Annotated in this window: 21 protein-coding genes; 9 read left to right on the top strand and 12 right to left on the bottom strand. The window is 70.4% G+C overall.

From position 1 onward, the window contains the following. Positions 1-340 precede the first annotated feature (340 nt). On the top strand, positions 341-1816 hold the full coding sequence (locus NYP07_RS23405) for a M20 family metallopeptidase (protein ID WP_268154535.1): 1476 nt from the start codon (positions 341-343) through the stop codon (positions 1814-1816). Positions 1817-1826: 10 nt separating this feature from the next. After that, the gene (locus NYP07_RS23400) at positions 1827-2774 is read left to right on the top strand and encodes a LysR family transcriptional regulator (protein ID WP_268154533.1); all 948 of its coding nucleotides are present in this window, start codon (positions 1827-1829) and stop codon (positions 2772-2774) included. Here NYP07_RS23400 and NYP07_RS23395 read toward each other — a convergent pair whose 3' ends face one another. Beyond that, positions 2775-3320 (bottom strand): hypothetical protein, encoded by a 546-nt coding sequence (locus tag NYP07_RS23395; protein WP_268154531.1) that lies wholly within the window; start codon positions 3318-3320, stop codon positions 2775-2777. 81 nt (positions 3321-3401) lie between these two features. Between NYP07_RS23395 and NYP07_RS23390 the strand changes: the two genes are divergently transcribed. The 3 genes from NYP07_RS23390 (at position 3402) to rsmA (ending at position 7959) form a co-directional block, all read left to right on the top strand. Continuing rightward, positions 3402-5771: an LPS-assembly protein LptD gene (locus tag NYP07_RS23390; RefSeq protein WP_268154529.1), complete on the top strand. Its 2370-nt coding sequence runs from the start codon at positions 3402-3404 to the stop codon at positions 5769-5771. A gap of 29 nt (positions 5772-5800) precedes the next feature. Beyond that, positions 5801-7078 (top strand): peptidylprolyl isomerase, encoded by a 1278-nt coding sequence (locus tag NYP07_RS23385; protein ID WP_268154527.1) that lies wholly within the window; start codon positions 5801-5803, stop codon positions 7076-7078. A 101-nt stretch (positions 7079-7179) separates the two neighbouring features. Continuing rightward, entirely contained in the window at positions 7180-7959 is a 780-nt protein-coding gene (gene rsmA, locus NYP07_RS23380; RefSeq protein WP_268154525.1) for a 16S rRNA (adenine(1518)-N(6)/adenine(1519)-N(6))-dimethyltransferase RsmA, read from the top strand. A 278-nt stretch (positions 7960-8237) separates the two neighbouring features. Here rsmA and NYP07_RS23375 read toward each other — a convergent pair whose 3' ends face one another. The 3 genes from NYP07_RS23375 to NYP07_RS23365 all read right to left on the bottom strand — a co-directional run bounded on the left by NYP07_RS23375 (position 8238) and on the right by NYP07_RS23365 (position 11644). Then, complete coding sequence (locus NYP07_RS23375; RefSeq protein ID WP_056200105.1) at positions 8238-8633, bottom strand: barstar family protein; 396 nt, start codon at positions 8631-8633, stop codon at positions 8238-8240. 47 nt (positions 8634-8680) lie between these two features. Continuing rightward, positions 8681-9058 (bottom strand): guanyl-specific ribonuclease, encoded by a 378-nt coding sequence (locus NYP07_RS23370; RefSeq protein ID WP_268154520.1) that lies wholly within the window; start codon positions 9056-9058, stop codon positions 8681-8683. A gap of 288 nt (positions 9059-9346) precedes the next feature. Next, positions 9347-11644: an NADP-dependent malic enzyme gene (locus tag NYP07_RS23365; RefSeq protein WP_268154518.1), complete on the bottom strand. Its 2298-nt coding sequence runs from the start codon at positions 11642-11644 to the stop codon at positions 9347-9349. Positions 11645-11740: 96 nt separating this feature from the next. Here NYP07_RS23365 and thiL point away from each other — a divergent pair, with 96 nt between their 5' ends. From thiL to NYP07_RS23350, 3 genes are read left to right on the top strand one after another with little or no spacing between them, the layout of a single operon-like run. After that, positions 11741-12679, top strand: coding sequence for a thiamine-phosphate kinase (gene thiL, locus NYP07_RS23360; RefSeq protein WP_268154516.1), 939 nt, complete (start codon positions 11741-11743; stop codon positions 12677-12679). A 32-nt stretch (positions 12680-12711) separates the two neighbouring features. Beyond that, positions 12712-13203 (top strand): phosphatidylglycerophosphatase A family protein, encoded by a 492-nt coding sequence (locus NYP07_RS23355; protein ID WP_338091324.1) that lies wholly within the window; start codon positions 12712-12714, stop codon positions 13201-13203. A 4-nt stretch (positions 13204-13207) separates the two neighbouring features. Continuing rightward, complete coding sequence (locus tag NYP07_RS23350; RefSeq protein ID WP_268154512.1) at positions 13208-13705, top strand: CinA family protein; 498 nt, start codon at positions 13208-13210, stop codon at positions 13703-13705. 71 nt (positions 13706-13776) lie between these two features. Here NYP07_RS23350 and NYP07_RS23345 read toward each other — a convergent pair whose 3' ends face one another. From NYP07_RS23345 to NYP07_RS23335, 3 genes are all read right to left on the bottom strand, one after another. After that, complete coding sequence (locus NYP07_RS23345; RefSeq protein WP_268154510.1) at positions 13777-16173, bottom strand: putative bifunctional diguanylate cyclase/phosphodiesterase; 2397 nt, start codon at positions 16171-16173, stop codon at positions 13777-13779. 9 nt (positions 16174-16182) lie between these two features. Then, on the bottom strand, positions 16183-16773 hold the full coding sequence (locus tag NYP07_RS23340) for a methylamine utilization protein (protein ID WP_268154508.1): 591 nt from the start codon (positions 16771-16773) through the stop codon (positions 16183-16185). A gap of 61 nt (positions 16774-16834) precedes the next feature. Beyond that, positions 16835-17731, bottom strand: coding sequence for a dihydrodipicolinate synthase family protein (locus NYP07_RS23335; RefSeq protein WP_268154506.1), 897 nt, complete (start codon positions 17729-17731; stop codon positions 16835-16837). 139 nt (positions 17732-17870) lie between these two features. Here NYP07_RS23335 and NYP07_RS23330 point away from each other — a divergent pair, with 139 nt between their 5' ends. Beyond that, the gene (locus NYP07_RS23330) at positions 17871-18575 is read left to right on the top strand and encodes a GntR family transcriptional regulator (RefSeq protein ID WP_268154504.1); all 705 of its coding nucleotides are present in this window, start codon (positions 17871-17873) and stop codon (positions 18573-18575) included. Between the two features lie 47 nt (positions 18576-18622). On the opposite strand, the gene NYP07_RS23325 is transcribed toward NYP07_RS23330, so the two are convergent. The 5 genes from NYP07_RS23325 to NYP07_RS23305 all read right to left on the bottom strand — a co-directional run bounded on the left by NYP07_RS23325 (position 18623) and on the right by NYP07_RS23305 (position 24344). Then, complete coding sequence (locus NYP07_RS23325) at positions 18623-19561, bottom strand: 4-hydroxyproline epimerase (RefSeq protein WP_268154502.1); 939 nt, start codon at positions 19559-19561, stop codon at positions 18623-18625. Between the two features lie 87 nt (positions 19562-19648). After that, positions 19649-20719 carry a DNA polymerase III subunit delta gene (gene holA / locus NYP07_RS23320; protein WP_268154500.1) on the bottom strand — a complete coding sequence of 357 codons (1071 nt, stop codon included), beginning with the start codon at positions 20717-20719 and terminating at the stop codon, positions 19649-19651. A gap of 1 nt (position 20720) precedes the next feature. Then, positions 20721-21206, bottom strand: a complete 486-nt coding sequence (locus NYP07_RS23315) for an LPS-assembly lipoprotein LptE (protein ID WP_268154498.1) — start codon at positions 21204-21206, stop codon at positions 20721-20723. Further along, positions 21206-23878, bottom strand: coding sequence for a leucine--tRNA ligase (gene leuS / locus NYP07_RS23310; RefSeq protein WP_268154496.1), 2673 nt, complete (start codon positions 23876-23878; stop codon positions 21206-21208). Before leuS ends, NYP07_RS23315 begins: the two co-directional genes overlap by 1 nt. Positions 23879-23918: 40 nt before the next feature. Then, positions 23919-24344 carry an ExbD/TolR family protein gene (locus tag NYP07_RS23305; protein WP_268154494.1) on the bottom strand — a complete coding sequence of 142 codons (426 nt, stop codon included), beginning with the start codon at positions 24342-24344 and terminating at the stop codon, positions 23919-23921. Positions 24345-24535 lie beyond the last annotated feature (191 nt).

The raw sequence follows: 24535 nt of genomic DNA, 5'->3' as shown, positions 1-24535 counted from the left end.
GCCTGGTTGCGCGTGCTCTGGCGCGCCTGGACCGATCGCAAGACTTACGACGCCAGCCTTCATCTGTCCGCCCTCAAAGCCACTTCTTCTGGCGGGGGTTGACACTGGATGTCTCATGCCTGGCCAAGGTGGGCAACGACGAGTGCGGCCCCGGGATGCCTTGCCCTTCGGGTTGCCCCACAAAGCCAGCGTCTGCTGCGTTGCAAATCCTCGCCGGGCACCCAGCCCGTCTCCGGTTTGCGCCTTGCAGCCACTGGCTTTGTGGGGCAACGGGCGCCATGGGGAGGCCGTGAACAGGTTCTAAACTGGCCGACCGCGCCACAAGCGCCAGGAGTACGTCATGAATGCACGAGACCCGCACCTGCCCCTGCAAGCCGACGAGGCGAGCGCGCTGGGCAGCTTCGCCGCACGCGTCTGGGACGAGGACATCGTCCCCGCGCTGACCGACTACATCGCCATCCCGGCCAAGAGCCCGATGTTCGATGCCGACTGGGCGGCCCACGGCCACATCGACAAGGTGCTGACCCAGGCCGCCGCCTGGGTGGAGAGCAAGAAGGTTGCCGGCCTCAAGCTCGAGGTCGTGCGCATCCCGGGCCGCACGCCGGTCATCTTCTTCGAGGTGCCGTCGACCAAGCCGGGCAGCGAAGACACCATCGTGCTCTACGGCCACCTCGACAAGCAGCCCGAGTTCAGCGGCTGGCGCAGCGACCTCGGCCCCTGGACGCCCAAGTACGAGAACGGCCTGCTCTACGGCCGCGGTGGCGCCGACGACGGCTATGCGGTCTACGCGTCCCTGACGGCCATCATGGCGCTGGACCGGCAGGGCATCCCGCGCCCGCGCTGCGTCGGCATCATCGAAACCTGCGAGGAGAGCGGCAGCTTCGACCTGCCGGCCTACATCGACCTGCTCAAGCCGCGGCTGGGCAATGTGTCGCTGGTGGTCTGCCTGGACTCGGGCGCCGGCAACTACGACCAGCTCTGGCTGACGACCTCGCTGCGCGGCATGGTGTCGGGCGTGCTGAAGGTCGAGGTGCTGACCGAAGGCATCCACAGCGGCGACGGCTCGGGCGTCGTGCCGTCGAGCTTCCGCATCCTGCGCCAGGTGCTGGACCGGCTGGAAGACAGCAGGACCGGGCGCCTGCTGCCCGAGAGCTTCCACTGCGAGATCCCCGGTGCCCGCCTGGAGCAGGCGCGGGCCACGGCGGCCATCCTGAAGGAAGAGGTCTACAAGCGCCTGCCCTGGGCCTGCGGCGCGGATGGCGGCCCGGTGCTGCCGGTGACGGCCGACCCGGTCGAGGTGCTGCTGAACCGCACCTGGCGGCCGACGCTGTCGGTCGTCGGCGTCGACGGCTTCCCCGAGCTGAAGAACGCCGGCAATGTGCTGCGGCCCCACACGGCCTTCAAGCTCAGCCTGCGCCTGCCGCCGCTGGTGGACGGCAACGAGGCCGCGCTGAAGCTGCAGCGCCTGCTGGAGGACAACGCGCCCTACAACGCCAAGGTCACCTTCACGCCCGACGGCCGCGCCGGCGCCTTTGGCTCGACCGGCTGGAACACGCCCGAGCTGTCGCCCTGGCTGAGCCAGGTGATCGACGAGGCCAGCCAGGCGCATTTCGGCGCACCGGTCGGCTATATCGGCCAGGGCGGCACCATCCCGCTGATGAGCATGCTGCAGAAGGGCTTCCCCAAGGCGCAGATGATGGTCTGCGGCGTGCTGGGCCCCAAGAGCAATGCCCACGGGCCCAACGAGTTCCTGCACGTGCCCTATGGCAAGCGGCTGACGGCGGCCGTTGCGCAGGTGATGGCGGCGCATCCCTGAACGAGAAAGGATGGATCAGCTCCGTGCGATCAAGGTCTTCGTCCGCGTCATCGACGAGGGCAGCTTCGCCGCCGCGGCGCGGGCGCTGGACCTGGCGCCTGCCGTCGTCACCCGGCTGGTGGCCGAGCTGGAGGACCACCTCGGCACGCGGCTGCTGAACCGCACGACGCGGCGGCTGGCGCTGACCGAGATCGGCGAGGCCTATCTGGAGCGGGCGCGGCGCATCCTGGCCGATGTCGACGAGGCCGCGGCGCTGGCCGCATCGGCCACGCAGGAGGTGCGCGGCCTGCTGCGCGTGCTGTGCCCGCCGGCCATCGCCGTGCACCAGCTGGCCAAGCACCTGCCCAGGTTCCACCGCGATCATCCGCTGGTCACGCTGGAGATCACGTCGCCCGGCCCGGTCGAGACGGTGGACGACAGCTACGACCTGACCATCCTGATCTCGCGGGACGCGCTGGACGGCGACTTCATCGCCCGCCGCCTGGCGCGCAGCGAATTCATCATGTGCGCGGCGCCGGACTATCTGGACCGGCGCGGCCGGCCCCAGCACCCCCGCGACCTCAGGCAGCACGATGCGCTGCTGCCGCCGACGGCGTCGCTGATGCGCGGGCTGACGCTGCAGCGCGGCGACGGCAGCGAGGAGATCACGCTGCCCATCGTGCCCTCGCGCGCCGCGCTGTCGACGACGCATATGGACACCAACTACGCCGCGGCCCTGCACGGCCTGGGCGTGGCCGGCCTGCCCAGCTTCATGGTCGAGGACGCGCTGCTGGAGCAGGCGCTGGAACGCGTGATGCCGCAATGGCGGCTGTTCAGCACGACGCTGTGGGCCGGCATGCCGACGCGCAAATACGTGCCGGCGCGCACGCGCGCCTTCCTGGACTTTCTGCTGGAGGTCTTCGGCGGCGAGGACAAGGATCCGTGGCTGGTGGCCGCGGGCTGCGCGACCTGCCCCTGATCACCGCAGGCTGAAGCCGAGTTCGAAAAATTCAGGGAAGCGAGCTTCCAGCGCGCGCTTCAGCGGCGCGAGGGCCACATAGCGGCTGGCCGTCTTCACGATATGGGCCAGCAGCCGGCGTTCCTCGGCATGGCCGCCGCCCAGCAGCGCGAGGTGCTGGCGCAGCGCGCTCCATTCCAGCCGGCGCCAGTATTCGCCGAAGTCGGCCGCCAGGGCCTCGTCCAGCTGGCCCTCGGCGCGGCAGGCCTCCCAGTGGCGCACGGCCCAGTCGATCTCGCGGGCCTCGTCCCAGGCCAGCGCGGGCGGGCGCAGCAGCGCGGCGAGGGCGTCCGTCGCGCGGCCCCGGGGCGCGTCGTCGAGCAGGCGCCGCAGCACGGCGTCCAGGCCGGTGTCGGCAATGCGGGCCAGGCCGGCGCGCAGCGTGGCGGCGTCGGGCGGCTGCGGCGCGGCCGCCTGGGCGCGCAATTCGGCGCAGGCGGCGCGCATCAGCCGGTCGGCGTCTTCGGGGTGGGCTTGCAGGGCGGCGATCAGGTCGGGTGGCGTCATGGCAAGGAGGGCCCTCGTGGATAATGAAATTCTAAGAATCGCCGGCCCCGGCCTCCCTCTGTCAACGAGCCTCTGCCGCCCGTGCCGCGCCCGCTCCCCCATCTTCGCCCCGCCCCGCTGCCCACGCTGATCGCCCTGGCCCTGTGCGCCTGGGGGCAGGCTTCGGCCCTGCAGTCACCCGCCGACGAGACGCCGCTGCAGCTGCGCGGCAGCCGCGTGCTCGGTGCGCCGGCCAAGGCGGGCGACAAGCCGGCCCTGGTCATCAGCGCCGGCAAGCTGTCCGCCCAGGCCGACCAGAAGGCCGAAGGCGCCGGCGGCGTCGAACTGCGCTACGGCGAGCTGCTGCTGCGCGCCGACACGCTGGACTACCGCGTCGTCGAGGACCTGGCCAAGGCCGAGGGCAAGGTCAACATCAGCCACAAGGGCAATGTCTTCACCGGCCCGGCGCTGCAGCTCTATGTGAGCCGCTTCGAGGGCGAGTTCCTGACGCCGAGCTTCTTCCTCGGCGCGACCGGCGGCTCGGGCAAGGCCAAGGTCATCGACTTCATCGACAGCGATCACCTGAGCGCCACCGAGGGCACCTACACGAGCTGCCCGGCCGTCGACAACCAGGAGCCGGACTGGCAGATCTCGGCGCGGCGGCTGCGCATGGACCTGGCCGCCAACGAGGGCCAGGCCGACGGCGCCGTGCTGCGCTTCCTGGGCGTGCCCATCCTGGCCGCGCCGTCCCTGAGCTTCCCGCTCAGCTCGGAGCGCAAGTCGGGCTGGCTGCCGCCCAATATCTTCCTGGACAACCGCAGCGGCTTCGAGTTCGGCGTGCCCTATTACTGGAACATCGCGCCGCAGCGCGATGCGACGTTCACGCCCTTCGTCATGACCAAGCGCGGCCTGGGCCTGGACAGCGAATTCCGCTACCTGGAGCCCGGCCACGCCGGCCGCATCAACGTCGACCTGCTGCCCGGCGACCGCGTGTTCGGCCATTCGCGCTGGAGCCTCAAGCTGAACAACGACGGCGGCTTCGGCGACTGGCGCTACCGACTGCGCAGCGAGCGCGTGTCCGACGACGACTACTGGAAGGACATGTCGCGCCGCGTCGAGAGCCAGACGCCGCGCCTGCTGGCCAGCGACCTGAACGTCAGCCGCCACAAGGAGCTGTCCTGGGGCGTCATCGACAGCTATGCGCGGCTGCAGCACTGGCAGACGCTGCAGGGCAAGGATGCGCTGTCGCAGTTCGACACGCCCTACCAGCGCAGCCCCCAGATCGGCGTGCGCGTGACGACGGCGGCCGACGAGGCCGTGCTGGACAGCTTCCGCCCCTGGGGCCGCAAGGCGCGGCTGGAGGGCAGCCTGGAGCTGGAATACAACCGCTTCGACCTGCCGGGCTCGGCCCTGGCCGGCCAGGCGCGCGGCGGCCAGCGCGTGCATGCGCTGGGCCATGTCGCGGCGCCGCTGGGCGGCGAGGCCTGGTGGTTCATCCCGCGCGTGTCGGTCAATGCCGCCGCCTACGACCTTGACCACGCCCAGGCCGACGGCCGCATGCGCATGAGCCGCGTGATGCCGACGCTGAGCATCGACCACGGCTGGGTCTTCGAGCGCGACGCGACGCTGTTCGGCCGTGACATGCGCCAGAGCCTGGAGCCGCGCCTGCTCTACGTGAACACGCCCCTGCGCGACCAGGCCAACCTGCCCAACTTCGACTCGGCGCCCAAGGATTTCAACTTCGACTCGATCTACACCGACAACCAGTTCTCGGGCGTCGATCGGGTCTCCGACCTGCACGCGCTGAGCGTCGGCGCGACCAGCCGCTGGGTCAGCACGGCCGAGGGCGAGGAGGTGCTGCGCCTGGGCGCGGTGCAGCGTTTCCTGTTCCGCGACCAGTTCGTCACGCCGGACGGCCAGCCCGTCACGCAGCGCTTCTCGGACCTGCTGCTGGCCGCCGCCGCCCATCTGGAGGAGCGCTGGTGGGCCGACGGCACGCTGGAGTTCAACCCCGAGAGCGGCCGCTCGGTGCGCTCCGTGCTGCGGGCGCGCTACGCGCCGGGGCCGTTCAAGACCCTCAGCGTCGCCTACCGCTACGCGCGGGCGCAGAGCGAGCAGATCGAGCTGGCCTGGCAATGGCCCATCTACGGCCAGCCGGTCGCGCAGCGCTCGCAGACCAGCTGCGGCGGCGCCTGGTACAGCGCCGGCCGCGTGCAGTATTCGCTGCGCGACAAGCGCCTGACCGACTCGGTCGCCGGCTTCGAGTACGACGCCGGCTGCTGGGTGATGCGCTTTGGCCTCGAACGCCTGTCCACCGGCCGGGCCGAGACCAACACGCGGCTGATGCTGCAGCTGGAGCTGGTCGGCCTGTCCCAGCTCGGCTCGAACGCCCTCAAGGTCTTGAAGGACAATGTGCCCGGTTACCGCAGGCTGAGCTCCGACCGCTCGCCGAGTTCAGACTTCCTACCATGATGCATCGCCTCGTTCCCCCAATCCTTGCTGTGACGCTGGCCCTGGCCGCCCTGAACGCCTCGGCCCAGACGCCCACGCTGCAGCCGGGGGACTACATCGCCGCCGTCGTCAACCAGGACGTCGTCGCCGCCAGCGAGGTCATCCAGCGCACCGAGCAGCTGCGCCAGAAGGCCCGCCAGCAGGGCGAGGTCATGCCCGAGACGGCCGGCCTGCGCAAGCAGGCGCTGGAGGCGCTGATCGAGGACCGCGTCCTCGTCACCTATGCCCGCGAGAACGGTGCGCGCATCGACGAGGCCGAGCTGGATCGCGTCGTCGCCAACGTGGCCGCGCAGAACAAGCTGACGCTGGAGCAGCTGCGCGAGCGCCTGAAGGCCGATGGCACCGACTACAAGAGCTTCCGCGAGAACCTGCGCGACCAGATGATGACCGAGCGCGTGCGCGAGCGCGAGGTGCAGGGCCGCATCAAGGTCAGCGACGCCGAGATCGACGCCTGGCTCGACAAGAAGCGCGCCGCGCTGGAGCAGGGCGGCCAGATCAACCTGGCCCAGGTGCTGGTCTCGGTGCCCGAGGGGGCGGCCGACGGCGTCGTCGCCGAGAAGCGCGCCCGCGCCGAGGAGGCCCTGGCCCGCATCAAGGGCGGCGAGGATTTCGCCAAGGTCGCCCGCGAGATCTCCGAGGACGGCAACAAGGCGCGCGGCGGCGAGATCGGCCTGCGCCCGGCCGACCGCCTGCCCGACATCTTCGTCGCGGCCGTCAAGGGGCTGAAGTCCGGCGAGGTCGCGTCGCAGCCGCTGCGCAGCGGTGCGGGCTTCCACGTCCTCAAGGTCGTCGAGCGCCGGGGCGCCGCCGCCATGACGCAGAGCCTGCAGACCCATGCCCGCCACATCCTGCTGCGCTCCTCGCCGCAGCTGAGCGCTGAAGTGGCTGCACGCCGCCTGGCCGAGTACAAGCGCCAGATCGAGTCCGGCCAGGCCAGCTTCGAGCAGCTCGCCAGGGCTTACTCCGAGGACGGCAGCGCCGAGGGCGGCGGCGACCTGGGCTGGATGGGCGCCGGCGGCTTCGTGCCCGAGTTCGAGGAAGCGATGAACGCGCTGTCCCTCGGCGGCATCTCGGGCCCGGTCGTGTCGCGTTTCGGCATCCACCTGATCCAGGTGCTGGAGCGCCGCACCGTCGAGGTCGAGCCCAAGCAGCTGCGCGAGCAGGCCCGCAACGCGCTGCGCGAGCAGAAGTACGACGAGGCCTACCAGGACTGGGTCAAGGACCTGCGTGCCAAGGCCTTCGTCGAAGTGCGCGAATGGCTGGACTGAACTGGGACCGAGTGCAGTGCTTGCGCACTGCACGACGCCCAGTGAAGGACCGTCGGCATGCAAGCCGGCGGGCATGAGGCAGGACCGACAGGAATCAATCCATGCCCCAACACATCCCCCGCAAGCGCTTCGGGCAGCACTTCCTGACCGACAAGGTGCTGATCGACGCCATCGTCGACCTGATCGCCCCGCAGCCGGGCGAGACCCTGGTCGAGATCGGGCCCGGCCTGGGCGCGATGACGCTGCCGCTGCTGGCGCGGCACGAAGCGCTGACCGTCATCGAGCTGGACCGCGACCTGGCCGCGCGGCTGCGCAAGCGCGGCGACGTCGAGGTCATCGAGAGCGACGTGCTCAAGGTCGACTTCCATGCGCTGGCGGCCGCCAAGGGCGCCAAGCTGCGCGTCGTCGGCAACCTGCCCTACAACATCTCGACGCCCATCCTCTTCCATCTGCTGGATGCGGTGGACGACGTCGTCGACCAGCACTTCATGCTGCAGAAGGAGGTCGTCGACCGCATGGCCGCCGGGCCGGGCGGCAAGGACTATGGGCGCCTCAGTGTGATGCTGCAGTGGCGCTACGACATCGAATCGGTACTGGACGTGCCGCCCGAGGCCTTCGACCCGCCGCCGCGCGTGGATTCGGCCATCGTGCGCATGCTGCCGCTCAAGACCCCGCCGGCGCTGGACCCGGCACTGCTGGGCGCCCTCGTCACCAGCGCGTTCTCGCAGCGCCGCAAGCTGCTGCGCCACAGCCTGGGCCACTGGCTGGCCGAGCGCGGCTACGCCGGCCACTTCGACCTGCAGCGCCGCGCCGAGGAAGTGCCGGTCGACGAGTTTGTCGCGTTGGCCATCGACGTCTCAAAAACGACCAAGCCCGCCTGAAAGCGGGCTTGGTCTTCCTCCAGCAGCCGCCGTGGAACCGGCTTTGCCGGGCCACTGGCGGCGCCCCCCCTTGAGGGGGCAGGCGTCAGCCGGTAGGGGGTGAGTCGATTACGCGGCGCTCAACCACATTGATGTGTCGAAGGCGCTGCACATCATCGGCATGTTCACGCCGAAGTTGGGATTGCCAACCGTCGACTTCGCGCTTTTCGGCGCAGGCTTTTCAACCACCGGGGCCACCTCAGCAGCCCGCTCCCATGACCCGTTTTCTTGGGAGCGGGCTACTGAAAAGAATAGAAGCACCGGAAGGCGATCTTCCTGTCGGCCCAGTAGTCGGCCGTGTCGCGGAAGACGTCGAGCAACTGCTCGCGGGCCTCGCGGTCGAAGCGCACGTTGTCGGGCAACTGCTCCAGCACGACGACGAAGCCCGGCTGGCTGCCGGACTTGTGGACGAGGTCGGTCATGCAGTCATGCAGCGCGTCCAGGTTCTTGCCGAAGTGAGCGGGAAAGAGGAAGGCCTGTGCGATGCCGTCGAGCACGTCCTGCTTGGACTGCGCCTCCGACAGGTTGGCGTACAGGAAATGCTGGCCCGCTTCTTGGGCGGCCTGCATCAAGTCCTCGACCCGGTAGGCCCGTATGGCCTGCACGATATTGGGACGGACGGTCTGCAAAAGCATGGTCGCGATCCTCCTTTCAAGTCACAAAACTGCTGAACCTTCGACCTTCACCGGGCCGCTACCGCGCGGACGCGCCTGAAGCTGGCGTAGTGATCGTCGGTGTAATAACAAACCTCGGGCGCGGTGGGAGGCGTGCCGCCGCAGATGAGGCGGCGGGCGCCCCGGTTGCGCGCGCCAGGGGTCTTGACCGTGTACTCGTGGTAGAAACCGCGGGCCTTGCGGGGCAGCAGCCGTTCACGATTGCCGAACACCACGCCGTCCTGGCTGTAGGGAAACGGGCCGCCGGCCAATACGAGCCGGTGGGTTTCCTGGGCCTGGGCGGGCAGCTCGCTCAGCGAAATCTCGGCCAGAGCGGGCGCAGCGGTGGGCGCCTCCTTGGCTTGCGCGCCCCCGGCCAGGCCGGAAAGCAGCAGGGCGGTGGTCACCGCCGAGGCGCCGGAGCGCGCCAACCAAGAGAGCAAAAACACGGGTTAACCCTGAATTCGAAACCGTAATGGTACCGAAGCGCTCTCGAAAGCTCAAGCCAGGCCCCGCTGACGAAGTCTGGAATTGCGGCATGTGAGCCTGCGCTCACACTTGGCTAAGTTGTTGTTTCTACGGGCGTCATGACGAACTCATGACGCATTTTCGGGCTTGAAACTTCTGTCAATTGGGGGAGTCCGGTCGCCGCTGGCCGGGTTCCCCGGGGTTGCCGCGGCCGGCCTCGTCCCGGCTCAGCCGCGCGCCGCGTTGGCGTCCGCGACCGTCAGCGCCGTCATGTTGACGATGCGCCGCACGGTGGCCGACGGCGTCAGGATGTGCACCGGCTTGGCCGCGCCGAGCAGCACCGGGCCGATCGCGATGCCGCCGCCGGCCGCCGTCTTCAGCAGGTTGTAGGAGATGTTGGCGGCGTCGATGTTGGGCAGCACGAGCAGGTTGGCCTCGCCGGTCAGCGGGCTGTGCGGCATCAGCTGCTTGCGGTAGGCGGCGTCGAGCGCCGTGTCGCCGTGCATCTCGCCGTCAACCTCCAGCCAGGGCGCGAGCTGCTGGATCAGCGCGAGCGTGTCGCGCATCTTCACGGCCGAGGGCTTGTCGCTCGTGCCGAAATTGCTGTGCGAGAGCAGCGCGGCCTTCGGGCTAAGGCCGAAGCGGCACATCTCCTGCGCGGCCAGGATGGCGATCTCGGCCAGCTGCTCGGCGTTCGGGTCGTAGTTGACGTGGGTGTCGACCAGCATGACCTGGCGGCCCGGCAGGATCAGGCCGTTCATGCAGGCGTACGTCTTCACGCCGGCGCGCCTGCCGATGACCTGGTCGATGTACTGCAGATGGGTGGCCGTCGTGCCCCAGGTGCCGCAGAGCATGCCGTCCACCTCGCCCTTGTGCAGCAGCATGGCGCTGATCAGCGTCAGGCGGCGGCGCATCTCGATCTTGGCGAGCTGCTGGGTCACGCCCTTGCGCTCGGTCATGTGCAGATAGGTCTGCCAGTAGTCGCGGTAGCGCTCGTCGTGCTCGACGTTGACGACGTCGTAGTCGCGGCCCTGCTGCAGGCGCAGACCGAAGCGCTCGGCACGCTCGGCGATGACGTTCGGGCGGCCGATCAGCGTCGGCCGCGCCAGGCCTTCGTCGACGACGACCTGGGCCGCGCGCAGCACGCGCTCCTCCTCACCCTCGGCATAGGCGACGCGCTTGTTGGGCGCGCGCTTGGCCGCGGTGAAGATGGGCTTCATCGTGTTGCCCGACGCGTAGACGAAGCTCTGCAGCTTCTCGCGGTAGGCGTCCCAGTCGGTGATGGGACGGGCCGCGACGCCGGAGTCCATCGCCGCCTGGGCCACGGCCGGCGCGATGCGCATCATCAGCCGCGGGTCGAAGGGCTTGGGGATCAGGTATTCGGGGCCGAAGCTCAGCGTCGCGCCGACATAGGCGGCCGCCACCACCTCGCTCAGCTCGGCCTGGGCCAGGTCGGCGATGGCCTGCACGGCCGCGATCTCCATCTCGACGTTGATCGTCGTCGCGCCCGAGTCCAGCGCGCCGCGGAAGATGTAGGGGAAGCACAGGACGTTGTTGACCTGGTTGGGGTAGTCCGTGCGGCCGGTGGCCATGATGGCGTCGTCGCGCACGGCCTTGACCTCCTCCGGCAGGATCTCCGGCGTCGGGTTGGCCAGCGCGAAGATCAGCGGCCTGGCGGCCATCGTCGCGACCATGTCGGCCTTCAGCACGCCGCCGGCCGACAGGCCGAGGAAGACGTCGGCGCCCTGGATGACCTCGCGCAGCGAGCGCGCCTCGGTCTTCTGCGCGAACTCGGCCTTGTCCGGGTCCATCAGTTCGGTGCGGCCCTCGTAGACGACGCCGGCCAGGTCGGTGACGAAGATGTTCTGGCGCGGCAGGCCCAGCTTGACGAGCAGGTTCAGGCAGGCGAGCGCGGCGGCGCCGGCGCCCGACGTGACCAGCTTGACGTCCTTCACGCTCTTGCCGACGACCTTCAAGCCGTTCAGGAAGGCCGCGCCGACGACGATGGCCGTGCCGTGCTGGTCGTCGTGGAAGACGGGGATCTTCATGCGCTCGCGCAGCTTGCGCTCGACGTAGAAGCAGTCCGGCGCCTTGATGTCCTCGAGGTTGATGCCGCCGAAGGTCGGCTCCAGCGCGGCGATGCAGTCGACCAGCTTGTCGAGGTCGTTCTCGGCCACCTCGAGGTCGAAGACGTCGATGCCGGCGAACTTCTTGAACAGCACGCCCTTGCCTTCCATGACCGGCTTGGACGCCAGCGGGCCGATATTGCCCAGGCCCAGCACGGCCGTGCCGTTGGAGACGACGGCGACGAGGTTGCCGCGCGAGGTGTAGCGGAAGGCGTTGGCCGGGTCGGCGACGATCTCCTCGCAGGCCGCCGCGACGCCGGGCGAATAGGCCAGCGCCAGGTCGTGCTGGTTGACCAGTTGCTTGGTCGCCGCGATCGCGATCTTGCCCGGCGTCGGGAACTCGTGGTATTCGAGGGCGGCCTGGCGGAGTTGGGCGCGTTTTTCTTCTGGGCTGGGCATGGCGAGGATCACGAGGGCCGGGAGGGGTTGGGAATCATGCCACCGCGGCGCGGGCCGGTCGCTGTGGATGTCCACACGACCGACAATCGCCCGCCTATGGGTGAGTTCGATCTGATCCGGCGCTTCTTCCAGCGCCCCGCTGCTGCCGGCGTCGACGTCGGCGTGGGCGACGACTGCGCGGTGCTCGTGCCGACGCCGGGCGCGCGCTGGCTGGTCTCCAGCGACATGCTGGTGGAGGGCCGGCATTTCCTGTCCACCGTCGCGCCCGAGCGCCTCGGCCACAAGGCCCTGGCCGTCAACCTCAGCGACCTGGCCGCCTGCGGCGCGACGCCGCGAGGCTTCACATTGGCCCTGGCCCTGCCGCGTGTTGACGAAGCCTGGCTGGCCGGCTTCGCGCGCGGCCTGTGGGCGCTGGCCGACGTGAGCGCCTGCCCGCTGATCGGCGGCGACACGACCCAGGGCCCGCTGAACCTGTGCATCACGGTCTTCGGCGAGGCGCCCGCGGGCCAGGCCCTGCTGCGCAGCGGCGCGCGGGCGGGCGACGAGATCTGGGTGTCCGGCCGGCTCGGCGATGCGCGGCTGGCGCTCGAAGTCTTCCGCGGCACCGTGGCGCTGGACGGCGCCGGCTTCGAGACCGTGCGCGCCGCAATGGAATGCCCGATGCCGCGGCTGGCGCTGGGCCAGGCGCTGCGCGGCGTCGCGACCGCGGCCATCGACGTGTCCGACGGCCTGCTCGGCGACCTCGGCCACATCCTGGCGGCCTCGGGCGTCGGCGCGCGGCTGGACCTGGACGCGCTGCCGCGCAGCGCCGTGCTGGCCGCCCAGCCCGCCGATCTGCAGCGCACCTGCCTGCTGGCCGGCGGCGACGATTACGAACTGGTCTTCACGGCGCCGCGCGGTGTGCGGCTGCCGGATGTGGGCGTGGCGCTGACGCGCATCGGCGTCATCGAGGCCGAGCCGGGGCTGCGCGTCGTCGATGTCCGCGGCGATGCCGTCGAGCATGGTCTGAAATCCTTCGATCATTTCGCGTCATGACCGGTGCACCGATCCGACCGACAGCAGCTTTCATGCTGGGCCATCCCGCGCGCTGGATCGCGCTGGGCTTCGGCAGCGGCCTCAGCCCCAAGGCGCCCGGCACGGCCGGCACGCTGTGGGCCTGGGCCGTGGCCTGGATCATCGCGCCGTGGATGAGCGGCCTCGGCTGGGCGCTGCTGATAGTCCTCGGCACCCTCGTCGGCTGGTGGGCCTGCACGCGCACGGCGCGCGACATGAACACGCCCGACCCCAGCGCCGTGGTCTGGGACGAGGTGCTGGCCTTCTGGCTCATCCTGTGGCTGATCGCGCCGGCCGGCTTCGTCGGCCAGCTCGTCGCCTTCGGCCTGTTCCGCTTCTTCGACGCGGCCAAGCCCGGCCCGGTGGGCTGGGCCGACCGGCTGTTCAAGATCGAGCGCGGCGCCCCCATCGGCTGGGCCCAGGGCTTCGGCATCCTGTTCGACGATTTCGTCGCGGCCGGTTGTACGCTCGTCGTCATCGCGCTCTGGCGCGTGCTGATGGGGTGACACCATGTTTGCCGACGAGTACGAGTTGATCGACCGCATTGCCGTCGCACTGATCCGGCGGCGCGAGCGCATCGGCACGGCCGAGTCCTGCACCGGCGGCCTCGTCGCGGCGGCCTGCACCAGCCTGTCCGGCTCCAGCGCCTGGTTCGAGCGCGGCGTCGTCAGCTACAGCAACGAGGCCAAGGCCGAGCTGCTGGGCGTGCCCAAGGGCCTGATCGCGCTGCACGGCGCCGTCAGCGCCGAGGTGGCCGAGCACATGGCGCGCGGCCTGCTGGCCCATGCGCCCATCGACTGGGCGCTGTCGGTCACCGGCATCGCCGGGCCGAGCGGCGGCAGTGCCGACAAGCCGGTCGGCACGGTCTGGCTGGCCCTCGTGCACGCCGGCCGGCCGGCGCGGGTCTGGCGCGAGAACTTCGGCGGCGACCGCCACGCGGTGCGCGCGCAGACGGTGAGGGCCGGGCTGATGGCGCTGTGCGAGGCGCTGGAAGATCGGGACAGCTGAGCGCCGGGCGGTCCCAAGCGAGGCCGCGTCCCCGCGGGGGACCGCCCGAGTACCCGCGGGCGAGGGGCCAGTCAGCCCAGCTTCGCCATCAGGCTCTCGGCCATGACGGCCGAGGTGTCGGGCGGCTGCCAGCTTTGCGCCCAGGCGATGAACTGCTCCATCGGCATGGGCTTGCAGATGTAATAGCCCTGGCCCTCGTCGCAGCCCAGGCGGGCCAGCATGGCCCAGGCCTTGATCGTCTCCAGGCCCTCGGCGACGACGCTCAGGCCCAGGTTGTGGGCCAGCTCGATGGTGGAGCGCACGATGCGCGCGTCGTCCAGGTCGCGCTCCATCGCCATGACGAAGCTCTTGTCGATCTTCAGCTCGTCCACCGGCAGCCGCTTCAGATAGGCCAGCGACGAGTAGCCGGTGCCGAAGTCGTCGATGGACAGCTTGAAGCCCATCGCGTGCAGATGCTCCAGCGTGGACAGGGCCCGCTCGGGGTCGTCCATGATGGCGCTCTCGGTGATCTCCAGGCACAGCGAGGCGGGCGGCACCTGCAGCGGTGCGAGCATGGCCTCGATCTTGGCCGGCAGATCCTGGTCCATCAGGTCGCGCGTGGACAGGTTGACCGACAGCCGCAGCGCGAGGCCGGCGTCCAGCGCCTGGCGCGCGAACCTGGCCGCGCCGGCCAGCACCCAGGCGCTGAGCATGCGGATGAAGCCGGTCTGCTCGGCGAACGGGATGAACTGCATCGGCGGCACCAGACCGCGCTGCGGGTGCTGCCAGCGCACCAGCGCCTCGGCGCCGACGACGCGGCCCTTCTGCAGGTCGATCTTGGGCTGCAGGAACAGGCGCAGCTCATCGTCCTCGACCGCGCGGCGCAGCTCGGTCAGCAGCGACAGCGACTCCTGGCTGCCGGCGTCGAGCTGGGCGTGGTAGATCAGGCTGCCGCACTGGCGCGCCTTGGCCGCATACATGGCCAGCTCGGCGCGGCCGAGCAGCAGGTTGACCTCGTGGCCATGCGCGGGGAAGAGGGCGATGCCGATGCCGGCGCCGAGGTCGATGGTCTCGTCGTCGATCTGCAGCGGCTGCTCGAAGTCCTTCAGGATGGCCAGCGCCGCCTCGCTGGCGGCGCGCGCATCGGTGCGGGCCAGCAGCACGGCGAACTCGTCGCCCGACAGCCGCGCCAGCACCGAGTGGGCCGGCGCGCACAGCGCCCGCAGCCGCTCGGCCACGCTCTGCAGCAGGCGGTCGCCGACCTCGTGGCCGAGCACGTCGTTGACGTGCTTGAAGCGGTCCAGGTCCAGCATCAGCACGGCGCCCGGCGCGTCGCTGTGGATCAGGTGGTGCTGCAGGAACTCGGCGAAGCGCGCGCGGTTGGGCAGCAGGGTGAGCTGGTCGACATAGGCGAGGTTGTTGACCAGCGCGTCGCGGCGGCGGATGCCTTCGCGCATATTCTCCAGCGCCAGGGCCAGCCCGTGCACCTCGTCCAGGCTGGACGCGGCCGGCACCGGCGTGTCGTAGTCGCCGCCTTCCAGCCGCCGCGCCGACGCCGACAGCGCCGTGATGGGGTTGCTGATGCCGCGCGCCAGCAGCACGCTGACGATGAAGAAGACGGACACGCCCAGCACCGTCAGGCCCAGCAGGATGAGCTGCAGCTGCTGGTAGGGTGCCAGCGCCACGTCCAGCGAGCGCAGCAGCAGCAGCACGCCGAGGTGCTGCTCGCCGGCGATCAGCGGCACGAAGCGCGCGCTCATGCGCTCGCCGGCCAGCTCGACGGCGCCGTCTGGCGGGGCCTGCATGCCGAGTTGCCGGGGCAGGGCCGCGGCGGCGGCGGCGTCGAGATTGCCGACGATGCCGAGCCAGGGGGCGCCCGGCGTCTGCAGCAGCACGACGCCCTGCAGTTCGGACAGGGCCTTGAGGTCGTCCAGCACCCCGCGGTCCAGCGCGAAGGCCATCAGCACCCAGCCCACCGGCGCCGGCGTGCGCACCTGCACGGCGACGACCTGGTAGACCTGGTTGCCCTGCACGGCCAGTGCGCTGCCCTCCTTGTCCTTCACCAGCTGCCCCAGGGCCATGCCGAAGGCCGCGGCGCCGTCGCGCGTCGCGGCGACGAGATGCTGCTGGTCGTCGAAATAGGCGACCACCGAGGCGCCGATGCGTTCACCCTGGTTGACGAGGGCGTCCTTGATGGTCTCGACCGTGCCGGCCTCGGCCAGCGACGAGCCCAGGGTGCTGCGAAAGCCATAGTCCTTGGCCAGCAGTTCGGACGCGTCGCGCAGCTTGCCGGCGCGCTGCTCCAGCAGGCGGCGCAGCACGCGCTCGCCGGTCTGCAGCTCGGACGCCAGGGATTCGTCGGCGTTGTGGGTGATGCTGGCGTGGATGGCGCCGAAGCTGACCAACTGCACGGCCAGCAGCAGCGCCAGGAAGAGGGCGACGATGCGCCCCTCGAGGCGGCGCAGGTTCAGCCAGGCTGGCCAGTGCATCGTGGGTGGCTATTCGGCCAGGGTCAGCACGCTCGTGCCACCGGCCGCGGCGACGTCGAGCTTGAGGCTTTGCAGCATGGGCGACTTCTGGCCCGCGTGCCAGGCCCTGACGACATGCTCGCCGGGCGGCAGGTCGAAGCTCGCCTGGCCCTTGTCGTCGGTCTTGGCGAAGGTGGGCGTGTCGACGACGACGATGTGGGCGCTCATGCGGTCATGGATATTGCAGCCCAGGGCCGCGACGCCGGGCTTGTCGAACACCTCGGGCTTGGTCGGGGTGCCGGAGTAGAGCTTGATGTCGAGGACCTTGATCGGCGAGAACGAGTAGACGTGGTGACGCACGATGTCGAAGTTCGGGAAGCTGACGGCGGTGCCGGTCTGCACGACGAGGAGCTGGGGCGCGAACTGGCGGTCGCGCTGAGCCATCTCGGCCTTGGCCGTCGTGGTCTTGCCGGCGTGGCCCTTCACCTCGACGGCCACCACGGCATCGGCCAGCGGCTGGCCGTCGGGGCCATGCAGCTGCACGGTCACGGGCACGGCCTGGGCGGCCGATGCGGCCAGCGCGAGGGCGGCGGAGGTCGGGAGGCGAAGAAGCATCGTCATGGCGGCAGGGGCTCCACCCGGACGATAGCCGAATCGGCCTCCCAAGGAAGCGGTCAAGCTCTCAGAACCGCTCGGGTAGCTGCGGGCGCGTGGCCAGGGCCTGGCGGACGACCGCCTCGACCCGGGCCCGGCGCGCGCCGGCCAGCGGCAGGCGCGGCGCGCGCACGCGCTCGTTGGACTGGATGGCCAGCGCCTCGGCCAGCTTGATGTTCTGCACCAGATGGGTCGACACGTCGAGGTCGAGCAGCGGGCGGAACCAGCGGTAGATGGCCAGGGCCTCGGCCAGCCGGCCGGCCTTGACGAGGCGGTAGACCGCCACCGTCTCGGCCGGGAAGGCCACCACCAGGCCGGCCACCCAGCCCTGCACGCCGGCGCACAGCGCCTCGAAGGCCAGGTTGTCGACGCCGGTGAAGACGGCGTAGCGGTCGCCCAGCCGGGTCAGGATCTCGGTGCTGCGGCGGATGTCGTCGCTGCTCTCCTTGACCGCGACGAAGCGGCGCTCATCGGCCAGTTCCTCCAGCAGGTCGGTCGTCACGTCGACGCGGTAGGCGATGCGGTTGGAATAGATCATCACCGGCAGGTCGGCCGCCGCGGCGATGACGCGCAGGTTCACGGCGGTCTCGCGGGCGTCGGTGTGATAGAGGGTGCTGGGAACGACCATCAGCCCGTCGGCCCCGGCGCGGGCGGCCTTCTCGGCCAGCGCGCAGGCCTCGCGCGTGCCGGCCTCGGCGACGGTCAGCAGCGCGGGCCTGGAACCCGCCGCCTCCTTGGCCAGGCGGAACACCTGCAGGCGCTCCTCGTGGCTGAGCATGGGGCCTTCGCCGAGCGAGCCGCAGGCGATCAGGCCGTCGCAGCCGGCGGCCATCTGCAGCGCGAAGCAGCGCTGCATCTCGGCGGCGTCCAGGCTGCCGTCCTCCTTGAACTTGGTGGTGACTGCGGGGATGACGCCTTGCCACATGGTCTTGCTGCTCCGGTTCGGTGGGTGGTCTGGCGTCCAGCATATTGCATATTGGATCCAATATGCAAATTTGGTGGACCGTCTCGCGCCCGCTGCGCATGCCGGATCACAATGGCGGCTGTCTCCGTCCGCCCCCGCCATGAACGCCACGCCCTTCCCGCTCGCCCGCACCACGCCCGGCCCCTCGGCGGCCGACCAGGTCTACGAGGCCCTGCACCGCGCCATCATCACGGGCCAGTTCGAGGACGGTGCGCCGCTGCGCCAGGAGGAGCTGGCGCGCCAGCTGCAGACCAGCCGCATCCCGGTGCGCGAGGCGCTGAACCGCCTGGAGCAGCACGGCCTGGTGCAGATCAGGCGCTTCCATGGCTACACGGTGGCCGGGCACAGCCGCGCCGAGGTCGAGGAGCTGTGCCGCTTTCGCGCGCTGCTGGAGGGCGAGCTGATCCTGAACGCCGTGCCCCGCCTGGGCGCCGCCGCGCTGGCCGAGGCCAAGAGGCGTTGCCAGGCATTCGCCCGGGAGCGCGATCCGGTGCGCTGGGGCGAGCTGAACCGCGACTTCCACTGCGCCCTCTATGCCGCGGCCGGCCTGCCCCTGCACCTGCAGGCCGCCGTGGCGGCGCTGGACCGCACCGAGCGCTACCTGGTCGACCAGCTGCAGCTGACCGACGGGCGGGCCCAGGCGCGGGCCGAGCACCTGGCCATCCTGGAGGCCTGCGTGGCCGGCGACGCCAGGGCGGCGGCGCGCCTGACGCGCCAGCACATCCTGGGCGCCTGCGAGCGCTTCTCGGCCCATGTGCAGGCCCGGCAGGCACAGGCCGCGGCGCCGAAGCGGCGCGGCCGCTGAGATTCAAAGGCAACCACAGAGGCACTGAGCCGCGGGCAGCTTGCGCCTCAGAAGCCCCAGCACATCGGGTCGGCCGGGTCGAGCACGACCTGGGCGTCCAGCGTCACATGGGCGCGGCCGCGGATGAAGGGCTGGATGGCGCCGCCGTCGCCGGGCTCGTAGCGGGCCTCGAAGACGGAGCCGATGACCGATTCCTGGCGCCAGACGGCGCCCGCGGCCAGCTCGCCGTCGGCGGCCAGGCAGGCGAGCTTGGCGCTGGTGCCGGTGCCGCAGGGCGAGCGGTCGTAGGCCGCGCCGGGGCAGAGCACGAAATTGCGGCCGTCGTTGGCGGGGTCGGCCGGCGGGCCCAGCAGCTCGATGTGGTCGATCTCCGCGCCGTCGGCGCCGGTGATGCCGGCTTGCCGCAGCGCGGCGCGCAGCGTCAGCGCATAGGCGGTCAGCGCCTGCGTGCGCTCGGCGCGCAGGGCCTGGCCGTGGTCGCTGCACAGGAAGAACCAGTTGCCGCCCCAGGCGATGTCGCCGTGCACGGTGCGGCCGTCGGTCAGCGTCACCGCGACCTGCTGCGCGTGGCGGTAGGACGGCACGTTGGCCACCGTCACCGCGCCGTCCTCGTGCAGCGTGGCCCGCACGGTGCCGACCGGCGTGGCCAGGCGCAGCGTGCCGGGCTCGACCCGGCCCAGGTGGCGCAGCGTCGCGACGACGCCGATGGTGCCGTGGCCGCACATGCCGAGGTAGCCGACGTTGTTGAAGAAGATCACGCCCCAGTCCTCGCCCGGCCGGCGGGGCTCGCACAGCCAGGCGCCCACCAGCACCTCGGAGCCGCGCGGCTCCAGGATCAGCGCGCGGCGCCAGGCGTCGTGTTCGTCGCGCAGCCGCGCCAGCCGCTCGGCCATGGAGCCCGTGCCGAGGTCGGGCCCGCCGCCGACGAGCACGCGCGTGGGTTCGCCGCCGGTGTGTGAATCGATGATGCGCGCGCCGTCGTCCATGCCAGCTCCGTAATGGGTCCAATAATTGGATCCAATATACAGGACGGGCGCGAAGGGCGGGGGGGCCGGAAACGGCCCGGCGTCGCGTCAGCGGGCGGCCAGCACGGTGCCCTTCTTGCCGCTGGCGGCCTCGGCCAGCATCAGCGCGAAGCGGCGCAGCGCGGCCCAGGGGTCGCTGGGCCAGTCCGGGTGGCGCAGGCCCTTGACGAGGCCGTCGCAGACCTGGGCGGCCTGCACGAGGGCGCCCGCCTGGGCCGAGTCCAGCCGCGGCGCGATGCGTTCGACGAGGCGCTCCTTGGCGCCCCAGACGCGGGCCTCGCGCAGGGCCAGCGGCAGCGGCTTGCCGGCGTCCAGCGCGGCGCGCACGCGGGCCAGCGCGCGCGCGTCCTCGGCCAGGTTCCAGTGCACCAGCACGGCGGCCTCGCCTTCGGCCTCCAGGCCATCCAGCATGCGCAGCAGGCGCGGCACATGGCCCGCCAGCACGGCCTCGCTGAGCTTGAAGACGTCGAAGCGCGCCACGTCGAGCACGGCGGCCTCGATGTGGCCAAGAGTCAGCTCGCCGCTGGGGTGCAGCAGCGCGAGCTTCTGCAGCTCCTGGTGGGCGGCCAGCAGATTGCCCTCGACGCGGTCGGCGAAGAAGGCCAGCGCCTTCTGGCCGTCCTCGCCCTCGGGCACCGATTGCCCCTGGGCCTTCAGGCGCTGCGCCAGCCAGGCCGGCAGCAGGCGGCGCTCGACGGGCTCGACGCGGACGGACACGCCGTGGCCGTCCAGCGCCGTGAACCAGGCGCTGTTGAGCTGGGTCTTGTCCAGCCGCGGCAGCGTAACCAGGGTCAGCACGTCGTCGGGCGCGGCCTCGGCATAACGCTGCAAGGCCTCGGAGCCGTCCTTGCCGGGCTTGCCGCCCGGGATGCGGATCTCGATGAACTGGCGCTCGGCGAACAGGCTCATGGCCTGGGCCGCGGCCAGCACCGGGGCCCAGTCGAAATAGGCGCCGGCGACGGTGAAGATCTGGCGCTCGCCAAAGCCCTGAGCCTTGGCCGCGGCGCGGATCTGGTCGGCCGCCTCCTGCGCGAGCAGCGGCTCGTCGCCGTGGACCGTGTAGATGCGGGCCAGGCCTTTGGCGAGATGGGCCGCGAGGGCTTCGGCGCGCAACTGCATGTCAGGCCGGCAGCTTCACGGCAGCGAGGCGGCGCATGACCTGCGCGATCGCGTCGGAGTGCATCGCGCCGTAGAGGTTGGCGGCCTCCTGCTCCTTGGCCAGGGCCGCGGTCTCGGTGTAGTTCATGTCGCGCGACAGGCGCAGCTCGACCTTGGGCACCAGCAGCTCGCCGGCCGCCGTGCGGATCAGGTAGTCGAACTGCAGGCGCAGCTGCCATTCGCGCACCTGGCCGACCGTGGTGGAGGCGACGACGCTGCGGTCGCGGGTCTCGCGCGTGACCTCCAGCACGACCTGGGCGCGGCTGGTGTCGTCCACGAGCTGCACCGGCGTGCGCTTGATCTGCCGCTTCAGGCCGACGGCCAGCGGCGAGTCCGGCGGGAAGCCGGTCAGCGCCAGCGTCCTGAACGGCAGCTCGGGCTCGTGGCGCAACTCGAAGCCGCAGCCGGCGAGGGCTGCGAGGCCGATCAGCGCGAGGCGGCGGTCCATCACACCACCACGTTGACGAGGCGACCGGGCACGATGACGACCTTCTTCGGCGCCTTGCCTTCGCTGAACTTCCCGAACTCCGGGTTGGCCAGGGCCGCGGCCTCGATGGCGGCCTTGTCGGCGCCGGCAGCCACCTTGACCGAGCCGCGCAGCTTGCCGTTGACCTGCAGCATCAGCTCGATCTCGTCCTGCACGAGCGCGGCCTCGTCGACCGTGGGCCAGGGCGCGTCGAGCAGGTCGCCCAGCTCGGCGGCAAAACCCAGGTCCTGCCAGAGCTGATGGGCGATGTGGGGCGTGGCGGGGTAGAGCACGCGCAGCAGCACCGAGAAGCCGTCGCGCACGGCGGCAGCCTGGCCCTCGGCAATCAACTTGGAACTAGAGGCTTCCAGCGCGTTCAGCAGCTTCATCGCGCCGGAGACGACGGTGTTGTACTGCATGCGCTCGTAGTCGTAGCTGACCTGCTTGAGCACGTGGTGCACCTCGCGGCGCAGCGTCTTGCCGTCGCCGTTCAGCGCGGCAAAGTCCCTGCCGGCGTACTGGATCGCCTCGGCGTTGCGCACGCCGAAGTTCCACACGCGCCGCAGGAAGCGGTGCGCGCCTTCGACGGCCGCGTCGTTCCACTCCAGCGTCTGCTCCGGGGGCGACGCGAACATGACGAAGAGGCGGGCCGTGTCGGCGCCGTACTGGTCGATGAGGGCCTGCGGATCCACGCCGTTGTTCTTGGACTTGGACATGGTCGTCATCTCGTATTCGAGCGGCGTGCCGTCCTTCTTCAGCCTGGCGCCGAGGATGCCACCCTTCTCGTCGTGGATGACGTCGACCTCGTGGTCCCAGTAGTAGTCCTTGCCGCCGCCCTCGGGCTTGTGGAAGAAGGCGCCCTTCAGCACCATGCCCTGGGTCAGCAGCTTCTCGAAGGGCTCGGACACCTTCACGAGGCCGAGGTCGCGCATGACCTTGGTCCAGAAGCGCGCATACAGCAGGTGCAGGATGGCGTGCTCGATGCCGCCGATGTACTGGTTCATCGGCATCCAATACTGCGTGCCCTCGGCGACCATGGCCTGGTCGTTGCTCGGGTCGCAGTAGCGCATGAAGTACCAGGACGAATCGACGAAGGTGTCCATCGTGTCCGTCTCGCGCTGGGCCGGCTTGCCGCACTTGGGGCAGGCGACGTTCAGGAAGTCGGCGCGCTTGTTCAGCGGGTTGCCGCTGCCGTCGGGAATGCAGTCCTCGGGCAGCACGACGGGCAGGTCCTTCTCGGGCACCGGCACGACGCCGCACCCGGGGGCGTCAGACCCCGGCCCCGATCCTTCGCAATGGATGATCGGGATGGGCGTGCCCCAGTAGCGCTGGCGGCTGATGCCCCAGTCGCGCAGGCGCCAGGTGGTCTTCTTCTCGCCCAGCTCCTGGGCGGCGAGCAGCTCGGCGACCTTGTTGACCGCGTCGACATGGCTCAGGCCGTCGAGCACGCCGGAGTTGATGCAGCGGGCCTTGGCCTTGTCGCCGTAGGACTCGCGCCACTTCTTGTCGTCATAGGCCCCGTCGTCGACGGCGATGACCTGCTTGATCGGCAGGCCGTATTTGTTCGCGAACGCGAAGTCGCGCTCGTCATGCGCCGGCACGCCCATGACGGCGCCGTCGCCATAGCTCATCAGCACGTAGTTGCCGACCCAGACCTCGACCTGGGCGCCGGTGATCGGGTGGGTGACGAACAGGCCCGTGGGCACGCCCTTCTTGTCCTGCATGGCCAGCTCGGCCTCGGTCGTGCCGCCGGCCTTGCATTCCTCGATGAAGGCGGCGACCTCGGGCTTGCTCTTGGCCGCGACGGTGGCCAGCGGGTGCTCAGGCGCGACGGCGCAGAAGGTCACGCCCATGATGGTGTCGGCGCGGGTCGTGAACACCCACAGCTTGTCGCTGCCGGCCCCTTCGATGCCGTGCGGGAAGGCGAAGCGCACGCCCTGGCTCTTGCCGATCCAGTTCTCCTGCATCAGCCGCACGCGCTCGGGCCAGCCGGAGAGGTAGTTGGGGTCGGCCGGGTCGGCCACGGCCGACAGCAGCTCCTCGGCGTACTGCGTGATCTTCAGGTAGTAGCCGGGGATCTCGCGTTTCTCGACCAGGGCGCCCGAGCGCCAGCCGCGGCCGTCGATGACCTGCTCGTTGGCCAGCACGGTCTGGTCCACCGGGTCCCAGTTGACGACCTGGGTGCGGCGCTCGGCGACGCCCTTCTCCAGCATCTTCAGGAACAGCCACTGGTTCCACTTGTAGTAGCTGGGCTGGCAGGTCGCGACCTCGCGGCTCCAGTCGATGGCCAGGCCCATGGCCTGCATCTGGCCCTTCATGTGGGCGATGTTGGAGTAGGTCCACTGCGCGGGCGGCAGCTTGCCCTTCATCGCGGCGTTCTCGGCCGGCAGGCCGAAGGCGTCCCAGCCCATGGGCATGAGGACGTTGTAGCCCTTCATGCGCAGCTGGCGGGCCAGCATGTCGTTGATCGTGTAGTTGCGCACATGGCCCATGTGCAGCTTGCCCGAGGGGTAGGGCAGCATGGAGCAGGCGTAGAAGTGCGGCTTGCTCGCGTCCTCCGTCACGCGGTAGGCGTCGCGCTCCGTCCAGTAGGCACGGGCGGCGGCTTCGATCTCGTTCGGGTTGTAGCTGGGCGCTTCGGTCTTGGCGTTCATGCGCCAAATTGTATTGGGCGCCCTTCGCGGCAACCTTCGGTCAGGGGGCCGAAGCGGCGGTCTGCGCGACGAAGGCGATGCGGTTCAGGCCGGCGGCCTGCACCCAGCCGATCAGCTCGGCCACCCGGCCGTAGGGCACGGTGCGGTCGGCGCGCAGCTGCACCTCCAGCTGCGCATTGGCGCGGCCCAGTTCCGCGATGCGCTGCTGGAAGGCCTTGGCGTCGAGCTCGTCATCGCCCAGGTGCAGCCCGCCGTCCGGCGTGATGGCCACGGCGATAAAGGCCGGCGCGTCGCTGGGCGTCGCGGCCTCGCTCTTGGGCAGGTCCAGGCGCAGGGACGCGGTCATCAGCGGCGCCGTGATCATGAAGATGACCAGCAGCACCAGCATGACGTCGATCAGCGGCGTCATGTTGATGTCGCTCATCGGCCGCGATGCGTCGGGGCGCTCCAGCCGGCCGAAGCTCATGTCTGCCTCTCGCCTGGCGAGTACACCAGGCGGTCCCCCGGGGGGACGCGCGCCGGCTTGGGAGCGGCCCGGCGCTCGGCGCTCATTGGGCAACCTCCTGCTTGTTGACATCGACGAGGAGGTGGACCGAGGGTAGGAACTGACTTCCGTGCCCCCATGGTGACTGCCTGCGGCGCTGGCCTCGCGAAGGC

The sequence above is a fragment of the Pelomonas aquatica genome, from assembly GCF_026712205.1.
Lineage (GTDB): Bacteria > Pseudomonadota > Gammaproteobacteria > Burkholderiales > Burkholderiaceae_C > Pelomonas > Pelomonas aquatica.
This window is presented reverse-complemented; position numbering and strand designations above follow the sequence as displayed.